A 17,749-nucleotide genomic window follows, 5' to 3' on the forward strand; every position below is an offset into this window, starting at 1 on the left:
ATCTTATCGTGTTTGCTTGTTATTAGTTTAATCAATTTTTTCCATTGACGTCACTCTAGGATTAACGATTTTTTGTCCAAGTTCTGAAAATTTAATGGCTAAGTTCATTTTTTGTCCTGATCCTAAAATATGAGTCACTTCTCCGATTCCAAAATTGGGATGAATCAGACGATCTCCCACTGACCATTGTTGATTATATATCTGAATAGTTTTAGCTTGAAATGTATTGGATTGATGATAATATTTAAAAGTTTTTGAAAGATTACTTTTAATTAAATCTGAAGGTAACTCTTTTAAAAATTGTGATGGGATTTTAGTTTCTTTTGATCCCCAAACAAACCGTTCTCGAGCATAGGTTAGAAATAATTGTTCCTGGGCACGAGTCAATCCAACATAACACAAACGACGTTCTTCTTCTAAGGACAGGGGATCATTTAAACTACGGACATGAGGTAACAATCCTTGTTCTAACCCAACTAAAAATACTACAGGAAATTCCAATCCCTTAGCTGAATGAAGGGTCATTAAAGATACCTTCTCTTGTTCTTCTTTTAAATCATTAAGATCAGACGAGAGGGAAACATTAGATAAAAATCCTTCTAAATTAATGTCTTCTTCATCTTCTTGAAATTGTAGAATAGCATTATATAACTCAGAAATATTTTCTAAGCGATTATTAGTTTCCTCAGTTCCTTTCTGTTTTAAATTGTCAATATAGCCAGAAACTTGCATTACTTGATCAAAAATTTCTGCCCCTGATAAGCTAGTGATTTTTTCTTGAAAATATTTAATCATTTTAGAAAAATTGTTGATTGATTTTGCTGCTCTTCCTCCTAGAGTATTAACGGAAGTCGTATCGGAAATAATTTCCCAAAGAGGGATTTCTAATGCTTGGGCTGCTTTAACTAAAGACTCTATAGAAGTTTTGCCAATTCCCCGACGGGGTGTATTAATAATTCTTAGTAAACTAACGGTATCTGCAGGATTAGCAATTAGGCGCAGATAAGCCAAAGCATCTTTAATTTCTTGGCGATCATAAAATTTAAATCCTCCTACAATTTTATAGGGAATATTATTATGAATTAAACAATCTTCAAAAGGACGAGATTGAGCATTAATTCTATAAAGAATTGCAAAGTTTCCCCAATTTAGTTCAGGATTTTCTTCTAGTAAATTTTGTATCTTATCAATTACCAGTTTTGATTCTATTTGTTCATTATCTGCTTTATAGCAATAAATATATTCTCCCAATCCTCGTGTGGCTTTCAAAATTTTATCAATGCGTTGGGTGTTATTTTCAATTAAATAATTAGCTGCTTGCAAAATATTTTGACTTGAGCGATAATTTTCCTCTAATTTAATCATTGTACGGGTGTCTTCATCGGGTAAACCATCTCCAAAATCTGATTGAAAATTCAACAAAATGGTAAAGTCTGCCATGCGAAAGCTGTAAATAGATTGATCAGCATCACCTACAACAAAAATAGAACGATTTTGCCAATTCCATTCACTTTTTCTGGTTTCCCCATTAGTTGTTAATAAACTAATTAATTCATATTGAATTTGATTAGTATCTTGATATTCATCAACTAAAATATGTTTAAATTGGTTATGCCAATAGCCAAGGATAGATTCATTTTGCTGAAATAGTCTAACGGGAACTAGAATCAAATCATCAAAGTCTAAGGCATTATTAGTCGCTAATTGTAATTGATACTCATTATAAACTTCGGCAATAACACGATTTTTATAAGAAGAGTCTTGTTGAAGATATTTATCAGGAGATAATCCTAGATTTTTTAAATTACTAATATGATAGCGTATTGAGCGAGGCTCAAATTTTTTGTCATCTAAATTCAATTGCTTAGTCACAATATTTTTGATTAGACTTTGTACATCTGATTCATCAAAAATTGAGAAATTTTGCTGCCATTTTCGTCCCCGTTCATCTTGATATTTATTGATATCAAAGCGCAATATTTTTGCACATAAACTATGAAAAGTTCCAAGCCAAATCTTTTTAGTAGTTGTTTTATAAACCCGTGAAATGAGTTTTTTCTGTTCATGTTCAGAAAGAATAGCAAACCGTCGTCCATAATTTTTAATAGCCATCTCCTGAGCAAATAGTCTCTCAATTCGTTCTTTCATTTCTCTAGCCGCTTTATTCGTAAAGGTAACAGCTAGAATGGAGTCTGGTTCAACATGATAATGACTAATCAGATGGGCAATTCTATATGTAAGGGCTCTGGTTTTGCCTGAACCAGCACCAGCTGCCACTAATAAAGGTCCGCAAAAATGTTCAACAGCTAGACGTTGTGAGGTATTAAGTTGATCAAGAAAGTCATTATTAACAGTCATGGAGTTACAGTTAAGGAGATGTATCTATAAAAGATCTTAGTTGAGAGACTCTCTTAAAATCAAACAACAGCGATTACCATTTTAAAATTAATGTGAAATTACCTGTTTAAGAGTTACGCGTTTACAGATAAACCTAAATATAAGCTGTCCGAATAGGACAGAGAATATTTTTCAAAAAATAGATAGTTATTAGGACTTTTACAAGGGAATCAATAGTTACGTCTAATTTAGACTTCTAAAATCACTATTAAATCGCTAAATTTAAACAAAAATACTGTATTTTTATCTAAAACGTCTGACGATTTATTTCATGACAGCGTGAACTATTTCTAGCTAAGATCAAATTATAAAGCTATTGATCTATTAAATAAAGTCAAATAAGATATTGATCTTATCAGTAAAATTTTAAGTATTGATAATACATTTGTTTTTTAGGAAAAACTTCATAGTAATCAAAAATTGAGTATTTTAGTAATATATTGACTATTTTAGTTCAAGCAATGAGTATAGAATTTTTTAAAAAAAATCATCTGATTATTTTATTCTATCTAGACCAATTGAAAAGTTCTAGTTGCTCTTAATTAGAGACTAATTTTATAGAAGAATGATATCTTTATTTTTCAATAAAACGATACTTTTTACTCTTAAAATGACTAAAACTTAGTTAGAGTTAACAAAAACTAGTGCTTAACTTACAAACAACTCATAGAGTCTTAAGGCAGTTATGTGGAATCAATAAAGCTAAAGTTAAAATTGATAAATTTATACTCAGAAAATATGAGGTAATTATGATTTACTTTTTTAGTGCTTTGTAAGCTTTTATTAAGTTTAAGTCAGAGTTGATGGGACGTGAATAGTACATCTCTAATCAAAATAAAATTATTTCTTAAAGTTAGTCATGATTTTATTTTGTAAACATTTACATTCATATGAACATTTAAATTAAAATTTATTCCCTTTATTTCTTAAGGTATTTGTTTATTATTAAATGATTTTGAGTTATTCCAATGTTACAGCAATTAATTTATATATTCAAAATAATGCATATATAACGTAATTTGTCAATGCATTACTCTTAACTATGCCATGGTAATATTTTAATTCTTAAAAAATTCCTTAACTATGCCAGAAAAGCTGTATCAAAATGCAAATTGTCATCTACAATAGAGGCAGCGGAGACAAATGTTTCCGTTCACTCCTCACACCACACTCCGCCCGGGCGTTGTTCGGGCGGTTTCTTATCTGTCTAAGATCCCAAAGAGATGTTCTTTCATTTCAAAAAATATTAAGTTTCCAATCAATAAAGAAATAAATTATTTATAAAATTAAAAAGGCTCTTTGTTTGAAGTAAATCAAGATAGTTTTCATTATGGTAGAATTCTAGAGTATTCTAGAAGGGCGCAAGCAATTAAAGGAATTCTTTATTATGTCAAAGCCAGCCGAAGTTACAGATGAAAAGTTTAAAGACGACGTTTTAGACAGCGATATTCCGGTTCTAGTGGATTTTTGGGCTCCTTGGTGTGGCCCTTGTCGTATGGTTGCTCCAGTAGTAGAAGAAATCGCTGAACAGTATGAAGGTAAAGTTAAAGTCGTCAAACTCAATACCGACGACAACCCTCAAATTGCGAGTCAGTATGGCATTCGTAGCATTCCTACTCTAATGATTTTCAAGGAGGGCCAACGAGTGGATATGGTAGTTGGAGCAGTTCCTAAAACGACTTTAGCCAACACTATTGAAAAGTATCTCTAAGAGATTGGTAGGGGGAAAAGACATTGTAGTGTCTTTATCCTCCTGTGTTTTCTGTTATTGAAAACGAACTCGTTGAGTCACTAAAGTTATACCATCTTTACGGACTAGTAGGGCAGAAAGCCATCTGTTTTCCGGTTTTTCTGAAGCTATGATTTCTTTAAACAGTCCACCAGCTTGCAGCAATTCCAATTTCATTACTCCTGGGTCTAAATAGCGATCACTATCTACTCTTTCACTAATAGCTGTCCCGGCTAAGAGATCTTCGTTGAGTGGTTCTTGGACAATGACATCAAAGTCAAACTTTTCTCCTACCTGCACTATATCGGGTAGTTTTACTTCCACTTTGGGAGGGTTCGGCCCAGAATTGAGTTCAGTCCGTTCGGTTAAAATTTCCTGATGCAATAATTTTCCATTTTGAAATGTTTGACAAGCTTTAATAGTAGCTTTAAGTTGGACAACTCGACCTAATTTTTCACTACTTCCTTCAATAATAGTTAGGGTTTTGGCCGTCCATCCTTTTTCTGTTTTATCCCAAGACTGAAGTTTGGTAGTGTATTGTAAATTAGGATAGTTTTCCCACAAAGATATTAGTGCTTTAGAAAAAGACTCAGCTGTTAACCCATCAGTTGTGGCAAACTGATCGCCGTATAAAGCCATCAACTTTTGACTATCACGGCTGTTGGCGGCTGTGTTTATTTTTTCAATTAAACTTTTCAAAGTATCAGGGACTGAATCGGCACTTTCTGCACTAGGCACATGGATACTGCCTAAACTTAATCCCACACTGAGCATTAAAAAGAGAAACCAACGCAATTGAATCATCCGTCTACATCACCTTCAAGTATCCTATTGTTAAAAATACAGGATCCAGTTCTATTCTAGCGTATTTATACTTATGGTAGTTTCCCTGTCCAACTCTAACTCATCAATAATATGGTTCGTCTATTAATTGCTGCAAGTGGAACCGGAGGTCACCTATTTCCTGCATTAGCCTTGGCTGAATGCTTACCAAATTATCATATTGAATGGTTAGGAGTTCATGATCGATTAGAACAAACTCTGGTCGGCACTCACTATCCTCTCCATATTATTGATGTAGAAGGGTTTCAAAGTCGTAATCCCATTAAAATTTTAAAAGTCTTATTCAGACTGGTGAAGGCAGTATTTCAGGTGAAAAAACTGATTAAAGAACATCAAATTAATATGGTGTTCACAACGGGGGGATATATTGCTGCCCCTGCTATTTTAGCTGCTCGTTTGTCAGGCATTAAAGCAATAATCCATGAATCTAATTTCATTCCAGGGAAAGTAACTCGTCTGTTAAGTCGAGTTTGCGATGGAGTGGCTTTAGGGTTTGAAGAAACTGCGCAGTATTTACCCAGAGCCAAGACAGTATGGGTCAGCACTCCTGTGAGATCACAATTTTACAGTCCCCAACCTTTAGACTTACCCATTCCTGACAATGCCCTCTTAATTGTAGTAGTAGGAGGATCGCAAGGAGCTGTCTCCATTAATAACTTAGTTCGTCAGTGCGCTCACTCTTGGTTGTCTGAGGGAGCATATATCGTTCATTTAACAGGAACACATGATCCTGATGGTTCAAATTTACAACATCCCCACTATTTCCCTGTACATTTTTATGATAATATGGCAGGATTATTACAACGGGCGAATTTAGCGGTAAGTAGAGCTGGTGCAGGAACTTTAACGGAATTAGCTATTACCCAAACTCCAGCCATTTTAATTCCCTATCCTTTTGCCGCTGAAGATCACCAGGCTTATAATGCTCAGATTGTTGAAAAAGCAGGGGCAGCGTTAGTTTATCGTCAAGAAGAATTAACGCCTGAAATCTTAGAAAATTCAGTGTTAAAATTATTAAAAGATTGTGAGCAACTTCAAAAAATGGCAAATAAAGCAGGAACTTTAGCTATTTTTGATAGTGCCCAACAATTAACTAAAATGATTGAACAAATGCTCATTACTAACGTTTAACCTAAGTTGTTATCTTTGTTAGTTTTCTTACTTGTGGAGGTTGTCAAACAAGTGCGTAATAGACATAAGTGAATTTACACACTAGAAAAAAATTGATAACTTAAGTATATTTATACTATAAAAAATATGATTATACTAAATAATTCGATAAGCTTGGAATTTTTAATCAATCTGAACTCCTCGCAAATGGTTGATCATTGGAATAGAAAAGATAAATAGACTGTGAGTAAAAGGACTAACCAAATATATTCCTAAGAAAGACAAGTAAAAGGAAAAACTTTTAAAACTATCATTGTAACAATGATTAACAAAGAGAAGCTAATACTAAGCTATGATCCGTTTTAAACTATGACTATATTGATTTCAGCTAATCCATCTCTTTTTCAAAGATAATCTGGATCTCATAAATTATTTTTGTAGCAATATTTAAAAGCGATAAAGTTAAGATAATGACTGCTATCCCTAATACTAAAGTAAAAGTGAATATTTTAATTTTTATAAAAAAATAAAGCAATGAAAAGTTTTGAGGTTTATTCACAGTGAAAATACTTAATTTTATCAACGGTTACAATCAAGAGTGACACAAGCAGTCTGACTTTTATCTAAACACTATCTAGGATAAGGAAAATGAGTTAGACAATACTAAGGATTGTTTAACTATAAAGTGATAAAAAAAAAGTTGTAGATGAATATATTGGAAAGTACTTCTTAATGTAATATTTATATTAACCTTAAACAAGGTAAAAGCTTTGGCATATTTACTACTGAGTGCTAGGATTGCACTGACAAAAGTATTTTTTTAAAAAATTTATTCTTAAATAACTATGTTATTGATTTATTTAGGTAAACTTAGTTTTTCTCTTCATAAGAAAATTTCTACTGAAGAACTCTTATTTCTTCAGAAAATACTAGTTTTTATTTTTTTTTAAAAAATTTAGAAATTCTCCTCACTACTTGCAAGATGCAATCATATATTTGTCTAATAGAGATCAGATTATGTTCCAATAAATTACCACTTACTGTGATGAAAATATAAAGAATTATCATAGTCATTTCTATACTTTAATACTGGCAATTGTTGGACAGCAAATACCTGTTAATATGGCTGAGTCTATTTAGCAAAAACTAGAATTAAATATCCAAATTTTTTTATATAAAATTTTAGACATAGACAAAACTCGATTAAGAGAATGGGGATTATCTCGTCAAAAAATCAACTATATTATCAATGTTGCTAACGGGTTCAAAGATGCTACTCTTACCCCTAATTTAGGGTTACATATGAGTGACAAAGAGGTTTCTCAATAACTCATTTCTATTAAAAGAATTGGATAGTGGACGGCTGAAATGTTTCTAATTTTTTATTTACATCGAATCGATCTGAATATTTTCCCCATTGCTGATTTAGCATTGATTAATGCGATTAACTATCATTATGTTAATAAACCATCTCTGTCAAAAGCTGATATTATGGACTTGTCTCAGCAATGGAGACCTTATCGAACGGTAGTAACTTGGTATTTATGGCACAGTCTTGATCCTGTCCCAGTACAATATTTAAACTTTTTATAAAAAGTTTAAATAAAATTATTATCCCTATAATATTGAATATATATTGTGATAATAAGTTGTATTAAATCAACTTAAATTAATAAAAATAAATCATATAAACTATCTATTTATTTCAAATTTTATAACCTTGCTTTACAAAGCTAAAAGATTATATATCTAATCTAGATTAAATATATAATCTTTTATTTACAACAGTAAATAAATATCAGAGTTAATTATTTATTGAAAAGACTAAAAGTAGTTTCATTCCTTTTTTAAAAAAGACTCAACAGCAACTGGTGTTTTATTTTTGTTCAATCCATCTCAAGATACATTGTCGTCAAATTAAATATAATTGATATGTAAATACATTCACAGAATAGGTTTTCTTTTTTTAAGAACCGAACATATACTTAAATATTTATTCAATCTTTAAGAAAGAATAATTGAAGAGCTCTTACAAGGATGTAGACATAAAAACTATATAAATAAGAAACCTCTACATAACAGAAAAATGACTATAAGTTTCTTGCAAATAGGCGTTAATTCTGAAAAAAAGTTCCTAAAACACTCTTTTTGAATTTTTTTCTAGAAAAATAGACTCTATTTGTGAATAGATATTTAATTTTCTGGAAAATACTTATTTAATGAGAATTAAAACAAATTACTATAAATTACTCAATCATGGTAGTTATTTTGATTTTTAATTTTTATTAAAAATCAAAATAACCGAGAAATCAACTTGGTTTATAAAAATTAAAATAAATTATTTGATTTTTTTACTAATCGAAACGATAAAAAAGGATAATTTAAGCTCGTTGTCTAATCTACTTAATTAATAGTTAATTCTCGTAAAGACGTAAATCATTACGATACCAAATTAAGATTTTTATTTGACTTATTAACTAAACTAGAAATTATTTTTCTAATAAAATGTAAATTCGACTAAAAGTTAGAGATACAGATGGATACAGAACCTCCATACTGAAAGTAGCCTCTATTAAGCTCTGGTACTATGTAGATAAAATCTAGTCTTGATCTTGCTGAAGTACTTCACGCTCTAGAGATGACGAAGTACTCTGAAGCACACTTAGTTTTTGAATGTCTGGTTGGACAAAATTAAAATTCTGTTGAATGGCATTATAAATTTAAATATTGTTTGATTATAAACGACCGCAGTTAGCTATTAATTTTTAGGTTAAATCTAGGAATATAGATCACCGTAAACTAGGTCTTCAGTTGAGATAAGGTTTAATCAGAGACTGTTTAGATCCCGAGGACGTCTTGTTTAAGAACTACCCGAAAATCCTTGTATATAAAGACTTCAATTGATTCCTTTTTATAAACAAAAGATGAGGCAAAAGTCTATGAAATTAATGGATAAATTTTACTTTATCGACTTTTCTTCATTGAAACGATTAACGATTGATTTTAAAATATCTCTCAGATTGAACATTTGAGAAATTGAAGTGTTTGTAATTATTCTGTTAACCTTTTTACTTAATTAGTTGCTTATACTTAAGAAAAACTTTTTTTCGATTTAAAGTCAAAAAATAAGATAGCCCTAATTTTAGGTTAGGTTTTTACAACTATTTTTGTCTTAGACATTATTAAAGTTACTATTTTATAGATAATCGTAAGTCTTGTCGTATTTTTGAATTAAATGTTGAGAATAAAAACGATTTTTTAAACTTTGTTAAACTCAACATTAATTAAAATACACAATTTTTTAGAAAATAGAAATTTCTTTCCCCGTATTTCAGGCAGATTCCGAAATTCCCATTTTTGCACATTGACCATCCTCCAAATGGATGAAATTAACTTCATCTGTTGAGGGGAAGTTGATTGAGGCTCCTGCCTGATTAAATGGAATGAGTAGATTTCGTCACAAAAGTTTCGTCACAGAAGTAGAGGATGACTATGACCATGACTCACAAGTCCCTAAAACTGTTGATTGTTGTAGCTACCTTTTTCGTCTGGGTGCGGCTGTTTGTGGGTACTGTACAGACCTTAAACAGTACGACGGAAGGTCACTGGAATAATCGAGCATTTGCCACCGAAAAGGCCAAATAATTGTTTGACGGTTAAGGATAGAGTTTAGTCTAGCCTTTTGCAGGAGAGCCCCGTGCTTGGTCTGGCGCCAATGGGGTAAGTACGGGGTTAAAGGATAGTCAAATTAGGGCTGATGAATAAGAAACATTTTGTATATCTACAAGAGACTACTAAAACAGCGACATCTTAATCTTAAAAAGCTCGTATTGTGCGTACTTGCTTCGATGACAGGGGGCTCTACGTTGTATACTCCGAGTTGATTCTGACATATTCGTAGCTTAAATCGCAGCCCCAGGCAGTCCCCTGTCCAGAGCCATTGCCAATACGTACTGAAATTAGGACCGTGTCTTCTTGAAGATAGGCCCCTGCGGCTGCTTGTCTCAAGTAATTGCTCGCCTCTTGTCGGTTAAATTCTAGGGGCTGACCGCCTTCGAGCATCAAAAAATCACCCAATTTTACTTGTAAATCTTCTTGACGGAAAGTAACATCGGCTTTTCCGGCAGCCGCCACGATACGTCCCCAGTTGGGGTCGCGTCCGAAAATTGCCGATTTGACTAATGATGACCCGGCAATGGTTTTAGCCACACGCCGTGCATCTTTATCATCTAGTGCACCTGAAACTTGCACCTCAATCAAACAAGTTGCTCCTTCTCCATCTCTAGCGATCGCTTTAGCTAAATGCTGACAGACTGCCTTCAGCATTGCTTGTAGTTTCTCGGCATTTTTACTCATTTCCGTAATGGTAGGGGTGCGAGATTGACCATTAGCCAAGGCAATGAAACAATCATTTGTACTAGTATCCCCATCTACCGTAATTTGATTAAAACTTTCGTTAGCGACCTGGGTGATCATTTTTTGCCAGAGGGGAGTGGCTACTAACCCATCACAGGTAATAAACGACAGCATAGTCGCCATGTTAGGATGAATCATTCCTGAGCCCTTAGCCATACCACCAATACGGACTGGACGACCATCAATAATGGTTTCTAGGGCGATGGATTTTGGTACTGAGTCAGTAGTAATAATTGCTTGAGCAGCGGCATCTCCTCCAGTGTCAGACAGGGCATCAACTAAAGTTGGAATGCCTTGACGCATTTGATCCATGCGAATGTTCTGACCAATCACCCCTGTGGAAGCTAAGAGAATCTCGTTAGGAGAAATGTTGAGAGCATCTCCTAGGAGAGAGGCACTTTCTAGGACATCTTGCCACCCTTGTTCCCCTGTGGCGGCATTGGCTTGTCCGGAATTGCACATAATTGCACGACTACTGGCTTTGGCTTGGAGACGTTGACGGCAGTAGTCCACACAAGCAGCGTGAACTTGGGAGGTGGTAAATACACCAGCTGCGATTGCCTCAGTTTCTGAGACAATAAGAGCTAAATCGGGAGTACCCGATGGTTTTAACCCTGCCGCAATTCCGGCTGCTTTAAAACCCTTGGGAGCGGTAATTCCGCCACTAATCACCTGCCAGTCCATCATAGTATTTACCTATTTTCCTTACCTATTATTGAGGTTAGTTTAAGAGCTGATTATAGCAAGTAGATTTTAAGTCGATCTGAAAATATCAGTTTGAAAATTCGTTTCAACATCATTTAGGAATATTGCCGTGAAAGTCTGGCAACTTATTAGACTAGAATGGGTGGCATTTAGATAAATTTTCTTTAGATGAAGACAAAACTTCTTTAGATGAAGACAAAACACAGTACCCAATGTAGACAAGGTTGGTCACTTGATGAGCGTGATCCAAAGTTTATCGCTTCACTGATGCCCTATTGGGAATGGTTTTATAAATACTATTTTCGAGTAAAGACTGACGGTTGGCATCATATCCCTGAAAAAGGTCCTTTACTGTTGGTAGGATCCCACAATGGGGGACTAGCTTCTCCTGATACATCTATGATGATGTATGATTGGTTCTGTCGTTTTGGCATTGAGCGTCCTACCTATGGGTTAATGCACCAGTCTGTCTGGAGCATTAATCCACCAGCAGCCAATCTCGCCGTGCAAGTAGGAGCAGTTCGTGCCCATTCTAAAATAGGAATTGCTGCTTTAAAACGGGGGGCTAGTGTTTTAGTCTATCCAGGGGGGGCGCAAGATGTGTTTCGTCCCTATACAGATCGCCATAAAATTATGTTAGCTGGACGTAAAGGCTTCATTAAATTAGCATTGCGTGAACAATCCCCCATTATACCTGTAATTTCTGTAGGATCACATGAAACTTTGATAGTATTGGGAGATTGTTATCAACAAGCTCAGCAATTGAACGAATGGGGAATATTACCTTGGATATTTAATATTGATCCTGAAGTATTTCCCATCTATTTAGGGTTGCCTTGGGGCGTTGGCATTGGACCCATTCCTAATTTTCCCCTTCCTGTCGCTATCCATACTCGTGTCTGTCCTCCCATTATTTTTGAACGCTATGGCAGAGAGGCAGCTAGTGATCGCTTTTACGTTGATGCCTGTTATGAGTTAGTGCGATCACAGATGCAACAGCATTTGGACCAATTGGTAATTGATAGTCAAAATTGATTAGTTATATTTAGACAAGTTAAGCTACTTTTGCCGATTACAGTGTACTTCGTTAGAGCAACTTTCCAGACCTATATCAACAATCAAGACTACAATTTCTGTCTATCAAAAAACAGTAGGAGATAAAACTAGTTTATCTTTTCTTTTAACCAAAAATCGAGATAAGATTTGTTAGATAAATAGGGATGAGTAATCAGTGAAGAACAAAGGTTCATTGAACAATTTTGATTACTTTTATTGCTAGAATATCTGAGTGGAATAGATAAAAATAATTTGTGTAACTTCTCCTTTGCTGGTTGGAAAAAAGTAACACAGTGACATGATTACCAAGTGCATACGCTTTACAAAAAAATTATAGCTTACTAGATTAGGAAGGTTTTTTTCAAATAGAGAAGAATCTGTAATATATAGAATTATTCCAAATTTCTTTTTGATAAAGAAATAAAATAATAACTATGTATTTGAATAACTAAAAATTATTCAGTATTTACTAAATATATTCAGTGATAAAGATACTCAGTTATAGTTAACATACTTCTAAGTAAAACCACAACTAACTTCAAAAGATAATTTAACTTTAACTTCTAACTAATTTCCAATTAACTCTTTAACTTAGATTAACTATAACTCGATAAAAACTCACAAATTACTAAAAAATAGTTTAAATTAGCTTAATTTTTCTGACTATAAATTTCTTGATTCCATATTATTGTTTCAGTCTTCGTTTAAATCTTAATTATCCTGATACAGTACAATATTAATTTGATTTTTTTGTAACTTTAACTTTTTAGAACTAGTTTAAATAAACTATTGTTATCTTTTTCTTGATTCAGAAGATTTTAAACAACTAATACTATTATTTTTGAATCTAGACATACTAACCTGTAATCATTTATATATATAAGATATAATTTTTGGTCATTAGATAAATTATTAAACATCTCTTATAAAGAAAAATAGTCTAGATCCTAGGATCTAGGTATTAAAGATGATAGTGTAAAGTTGCAAATAATAATTAACTATTTACTTGTTAAAAATAGTTCCAGCAAATGTCTTTTATTAGATTAGTTTTGTTCTTGATTTTAGTAATTATTTTATATTTTTTAAGCAGCCTATCTTTAGGTTTATTTACCAATGTATATATTTAATAATTTTTTAGAATTAAAGTATTTTATATAGGTCTCTTTTGATAAAGAAGTTGTAGATAAATCAAGTACTACTATATTAGTGTATGTTACAACTTTAAAAGTTATTGTAACAATGGACATTTAAATATTTTACCTAGAGCTAGGCACAATCTAATTAGTTAATGTTGTCTCTTCATTTTAGAATGTTTCGAACATTGTAGCAGAAAAAATATTTTAGTTTAGCAAGGTTTAAAAAATACTTAAATAGATTGTTAACAATAGGGTAGAAGGTTTAGAACCCTATCATATAGGGATATGTAATATAGTGATATTTAGCACAACAATTTATCTAGTAAAAAAAATTAAATTAATAGAATTATGGGATACTTTTCTAGACTGTCAGAAAAATCCGTTTAAAATATCTAGATAAATCAGGCTTTAATTTGTAGCTAGTAGTCAATTTTCTTTTGAATTTTAAATCTAAATAGTAAAATAAATTATGAAATTCTACTTAAAAAGACATGATTTAGAAATAAATAATAAATTTATTTACTTCTGAAAAAATAGAGTTAATTAACTAAAAATTAAACATAACAATCTAAATTTTATTTATCTCTTTTTAAGACCTATAGAATATACGCTAACTAATAGAGATATTATTTTTGAACTTTATTTAAATTTACACTGATAAAAAACAATTTTATTAGTGTAAATTTATAGCATATTTACTTTTTTAAAGGTATTTAAATTATTTATTTTCTATAATCTAATTAATATTAGACTATATATTCTATTCAATTAATTAAGTTTTTAGTAAGAGGTCTAGTTTTTTTGTTTAAAACAACTTAGCATCAACTTGAAACAAAGTTTAGTTAGCCACTTATTTAATTCAGTTAATGTCGATCGTAAATTTCTAGGTTAGAAAAACTTAAAGAAGATTCAAGTTGTTTAATTTTAATTAAACTAATATAGTATTCATTAAGATAATATTGTTGCGCTTTTAAATCAACATTAGAGTCAATATTTTTATACCTTTTATAGGAATAGTTCCTATACTTTTCTAATTTAGCTTTTTCCATAAAAATTAATGCACAGTGAATTTGCAAGGGACTTCTGTGAATATTTTCTTGATGATTCTGACTAAGATAAAAAATATGGTTAAATTGAGCCATCGAGTGAGAAAACTGTAAAATTTTCTCTTGTAATAAGGAAATAAGACTATTAGATGTATCGTTTATTTCTCCTTGAATATCTAATATCTTATCCCATAAAAACCGATATTCAGATACACTAAAAATTAGATCTTTCTCTTCAAGTAAATTAAAAATTTCTTGACGATATTCAGGGCAGTGACAATAAATTCTTAACAACAATGCTTCAGCTTGTTGGAGCGAGGTATCTTCAGTACAGGGAATTTTTTTAATTCCTGAAGATGAGGAATTTTTGATAGTGGAGGGAAAATTAGATTTCTTAATTTGTCTTTGTAAATTTTTAATGTAAAGCGGTAAGGATAGAGTATCTCCTTGACTCAAAATTTCAGCGCAATGACGAATATAATAGGTTTGTTTATTACTATTTTCGATGCGGTTCAATAGCTTAACCATTTCTTGTGCAACTTGTTCGAAATGCTCTACTTTTTTGAGATTTTTATTGACTAATAATTGTTGAAGTTGCCAGTCAACCGAAAGGGGCGCATTATCAATTAATTTATAGAAAGTTTCAACTGAATTTGGATTAGATTTTAAAAATTCATCTGCATCCTTAGCATCTCTAAAGTTCAGAATTCGTAATTGTACTTGTCCGGAATAAATTAATGACTCAATATCAGTAATTGCCCGTTGTGTTGCTTTTTTTCCGGCTGGATCTGAATCAAAATTCAAGACAACCTGTTTAGAATCAGTATATCTAAGTAATTGTTTCAATTGTACTTTACTCAAAGCAGTTCCTAAGGACGCTACCGTATTGGTAATTCCTACAGTATGGAGGGTAATTGCATCGAAATACCCTTCTACTACCACCACTTTATCTAAAGAACGAATGGTATTTTTAGCTTTATCTAGGGCAAATAAAGTATTACTTTTTTTAAATAAAGTGGTTTCAGGAGAGTTAAGATATTTTGGCTGTTCATATCCTAAAGTTCGACTTCCAAACCCAATTACTCGTCCTTGAAGATCAGTAATTGGAATAATCAGGCGATTACGAAACCGATCATAATAACCGCTTCCGCTTTTATTCAAAGAAATTAACCCTGCTTCCTCAACTAAAGCAATTGGATAGCGTTTTTGTTCGATTAGATAGCAATAGAGAGTTGTCCATCCCTCAGGGGCATATCCTAACTTAAATTGCTGTATTGTTTCTTTATTTAATCGACGTTCGTGTTTAAGGTAATTAAGGGCAGTTTCTCCTTGGGGTTGACAAAGGGCGTGCTGATAAAAACTAGTCGTTAGGGCAAGAATCTCATAAAGTTGTTCTCTTAAAGATAGCTGACGTTGTAATTCTTTACCTTGTTCTGGTTCAAGAGTTTTGATAGGAACTTGATAACGTTTTGCTAAATCAAAAACCACATCACTGAAAGATTGTTTCCCCACTTCCATAAGAAATTTAATGGCATTTCCCCCTTCACCACAACCAAAACAATAATAAAATTGTTTATGGATACTAACGCTAAAACTAGGGCTTTTTTCATCGTGAAAAGGACATAACCCGACATAGTCTTTACCCCTCTTTTTAAGAACAACATAATCTGAGATGACATCATAAATATCAACTCGTTGTTTTACCTTTTCAAGAGTGTCAGGATGAAGATGAGGAATGTTCATTGATTAGACAAGAACTTAAATAACTTAAGTCCAAGTATAACTTAATTTTTAAATTGCCCATTACTTAGACAATTTACCAAAATAATTACTATCTTTATAAACTTAGGATACATAAATGCTAAAATTATCTTGACTAATTCTATATTGTATATTCTTTGGTTACTTTATGAAATAAAACTGACTTATTTAGTCTAGCTGTTATGGAGAAACAATAAAAAAAAGCTGTGTATATTTCTATATTCGCCTGAGTTAATATCTAAAAATTATCTTCTAAACAGATTAAATAATAAGTTTTTACCAAAAAAGCTACCACTATTTATAATAGTAGCTATTTTCATTGTTAGTTACAATCATACTATTTCAGCTATAGCTAAATAGTATGATTGTAACTACAATATTTGTTTTCTATAAAATCAATTGTGAAGTTTTATATACTTATTGATTTAGGTTTTATTAAAAATAATATATATATGGAACTTATACAGAAAACTAAAATAATTAAATATAATTTAATTATTTTAACTGCTGCTTTAAACTGGTCAAGAGAAATCCTGATTAGGATAATATAATTTCATTTTTTTAAAAAAATAGTTACTAAAGATATAAAATATCTATTTTTTTATTTAAAAAAGCAATGACAAAAATATATTGTTACTTAATTAATAGCAATAATAGCCACTCTAGAAGTAACCTTTTTAACCAAAACCTTATTAGGGTTAACTTTTAATACCTGCAAATTATTTAACAGATTTTATTTACCTAACATGAAAACGACAATAATCACTCATAAAAAAGGAAGACATAGTAAAACTGAGGAAAAACAAAGGTTAAAGTTTTTTTCTCAAGCAAGATAATTTACAATTCAGACAAAAATAGCCCAATTATAGAAAATAATTTTACTAAACACTCAACATAATAATGAGTTATACGTACTTAAAATTAAGAATAACTAAAAAAATGCGAATGTTAATAACACATAAATTATAACAATTTTCCCCAAAAAACTGGAATAAATTTCTAAAAATAGAAGATCTTATTTAAATAAGGCTGTATTCTATGATAAATAAAATTGTCTATATATGGTTATAGTTCCAGGGGAGAGGAGTGCTGTGTTTTAGGATTTCAAAGAGAAATGAAAAAGGCTAATTAGATTAGTGCTTTAAAATAAGGAATAATCTTTGCTCATTTAACTGTTAGCGGTGTGGAATAAAGACTTATTTAAAAATTTGCTTTCAAAGTTTAATTTTTAGAATTTAAAGCCAATTTAAAGAATAAATCTAACATTTTTACGTCATGCTATACGAAATAAATAAACTATATTTAAACTTTATTTTCATAGCTTAAAAACTATGAAAATAAGGCATTATGGTCATTTTCAAATGCTTTAACTTTTTATTCACTTAAGATCTTTTTAGATAAGCCTAATAAATGGTTAATTAATTAGTTTATTTAATGCAAATGATTGCCTCTTTATAGTTGTGATCTATGTTCATGTAATTTGGTGGTTATAATGTAGGGACAATCTATTCTAATAGGAAAGCAAATTTTCCAGTAAGTTCAGTTATTAT

9 protein-coding genes are annotated in these 17,749 nt (G+C 31.5%); 5 read left to right on the forward strand and 4 right to left on the reverse strand.

Annotation, left to right across the window (positions count from 1 at the left end; genetic code table 11):
• Positions 1-27 precede the first annotated feature (27 nt).
• On the reverse strand, positions 28-2,358 hold the full coding sequence (gene pcrA / locus P3F56_RS07680; protein WP_281152308.1) for a DNA helicase PcrA: 2,331 nt from the start codon (positions 2,356-2,358) through the stop codon (positions 28-30).
• 1,426 nt (positions 2,359-3,784) lie between these two features.
• Here pcrA and trxA point away from each other — a divergent pair.
• Entirely contained in the window at positions 3,785-4,108 is a 324-nt protein-coding gene (gene trxA, locus P3F56_RS07685; RefSeq protein ID WP_281152309.1) for a thioredoxin, read from the forward strand.
• A 54-nt stretch (positions 4,109-4,162) separates the two neighbouring features.
• Here the strand turns inward: trxA and P3F56_RS07690 are convergent, their stop codons facing one another.
• Entirely contained in the window at positions 4,163-4,930 is a 768-nt protein-coding gene (locus tag P3F56_RS07690; protein WP_281152310.1) for a nuclear transport factor 2 family protein, read from the reverse strand.
• Between the two features lie 111 nt (positions 4,931-5,041).
• On the opposite strand from P3F56_RS07690, the gene murG reads away from it, so the two are divergent.
• The 3 genes from murG (at position 5,042) to P3F56_RS07705 (ending at position 9,724) form a co-directional block, all read left to right on the forward strand.
• On the forward strand, positions 5,042-6,100 hold the full coding sequence (gene murG / locus P3F56_RS07695) for an undecaprenyldiphospho-muramoylpentapeptide beta-N-acetylglucosaminyltransferase (protein ID WP_281152311.1): 1,059 nt from the start codon (positions 5,042-5,044) through the stop codon (positions 6,098-6,100).
• Between the two features lie 1,347 nt (positions 6,101-7,447).
• Complete coding sequence (locus P3F56_RS07700) at positions 7,448-7,672, forward strand: DNA glycosylase family protein (RefSeq protein WP_281152312.1); 225 nt, start codon at positions 7,448-7,450, stop codon at positions 7,670-7,672.
• A 1,899-nt stretch (positions 7,673-9,571) separates the two neighbouring features.
• Positions 9,572-9,724, forward strand: a complete 153-nt coding sequence (locus P3F56_RS07705; protein ID WP_281152313.1) for a hypothetical protein — start codon at positions 9,572-9,574, stop codon at positions 9,722-9,724.
• A gap of 216 nt (positions 9,725-9,940) precedes the next feature.
• Here P3F56_RS07705 and argJ read toward each other — a convergent pair whose 3' ends face one another.
• Positions 9,941-11,182: a bifunctional ornithine acetyltransferase/N-acetylglutamate synthase gene (argJ, locus tag P3F56_RS07710; protein WP_281152314.1), complete on the reverse strand. Its 1,242-nt coding sequence runs from the start codon at positions 11,180-11,182 to the stop codon at positions 9,941-9,943.
• Between the two features lie 207 nt (positions 11,183-11,389).
• On the opposite strand from argJ, the gene P3F56_RS07715 reads away from it, so the two are divergent.
• On the forward strand, positions 11,390-12,235 hold the full coding sequence (locus tag P3F56_RS07715) for a lysophospholipid acyltransferase family protein (protein ID WP_281152315.1): 846 nt from the start codon (positions 11,390-11,392) through the stop codon (positions 12,233-12,235).
• 2,020 nt (positions 12,236-14,255) lie between these two features.
• On the opposite strand, the gene dnaG is transcribed toward P3F56_RS07715, so the two are convergent.
• Positions 14,256-16,181 carry a DNA primase gene (gene dnaG / locus P3F56_RS07720; protein ID WP_281152316.1) on the reverse strand — a complete coding sequence of 642 codons (1,926 nt, stop codon included), beginning with the start codon at positions 16,179-16,181 and terminating at the stop codon, positions 14,256-14,258.
• Positions 16,182-17,749: the final 1,568 nt, after the last annotated feature.

Origin of the sequence: cyanobacterium endosymbiont of Epithemia clementina EcSB (assembly GCF_029919255.1) — a bacterium.
Lineage (GTDB): Bacteria > Cyanobacteriota > Cyanobacteriia > Cyanobacteriales > Microcystaceae > Rippkaea.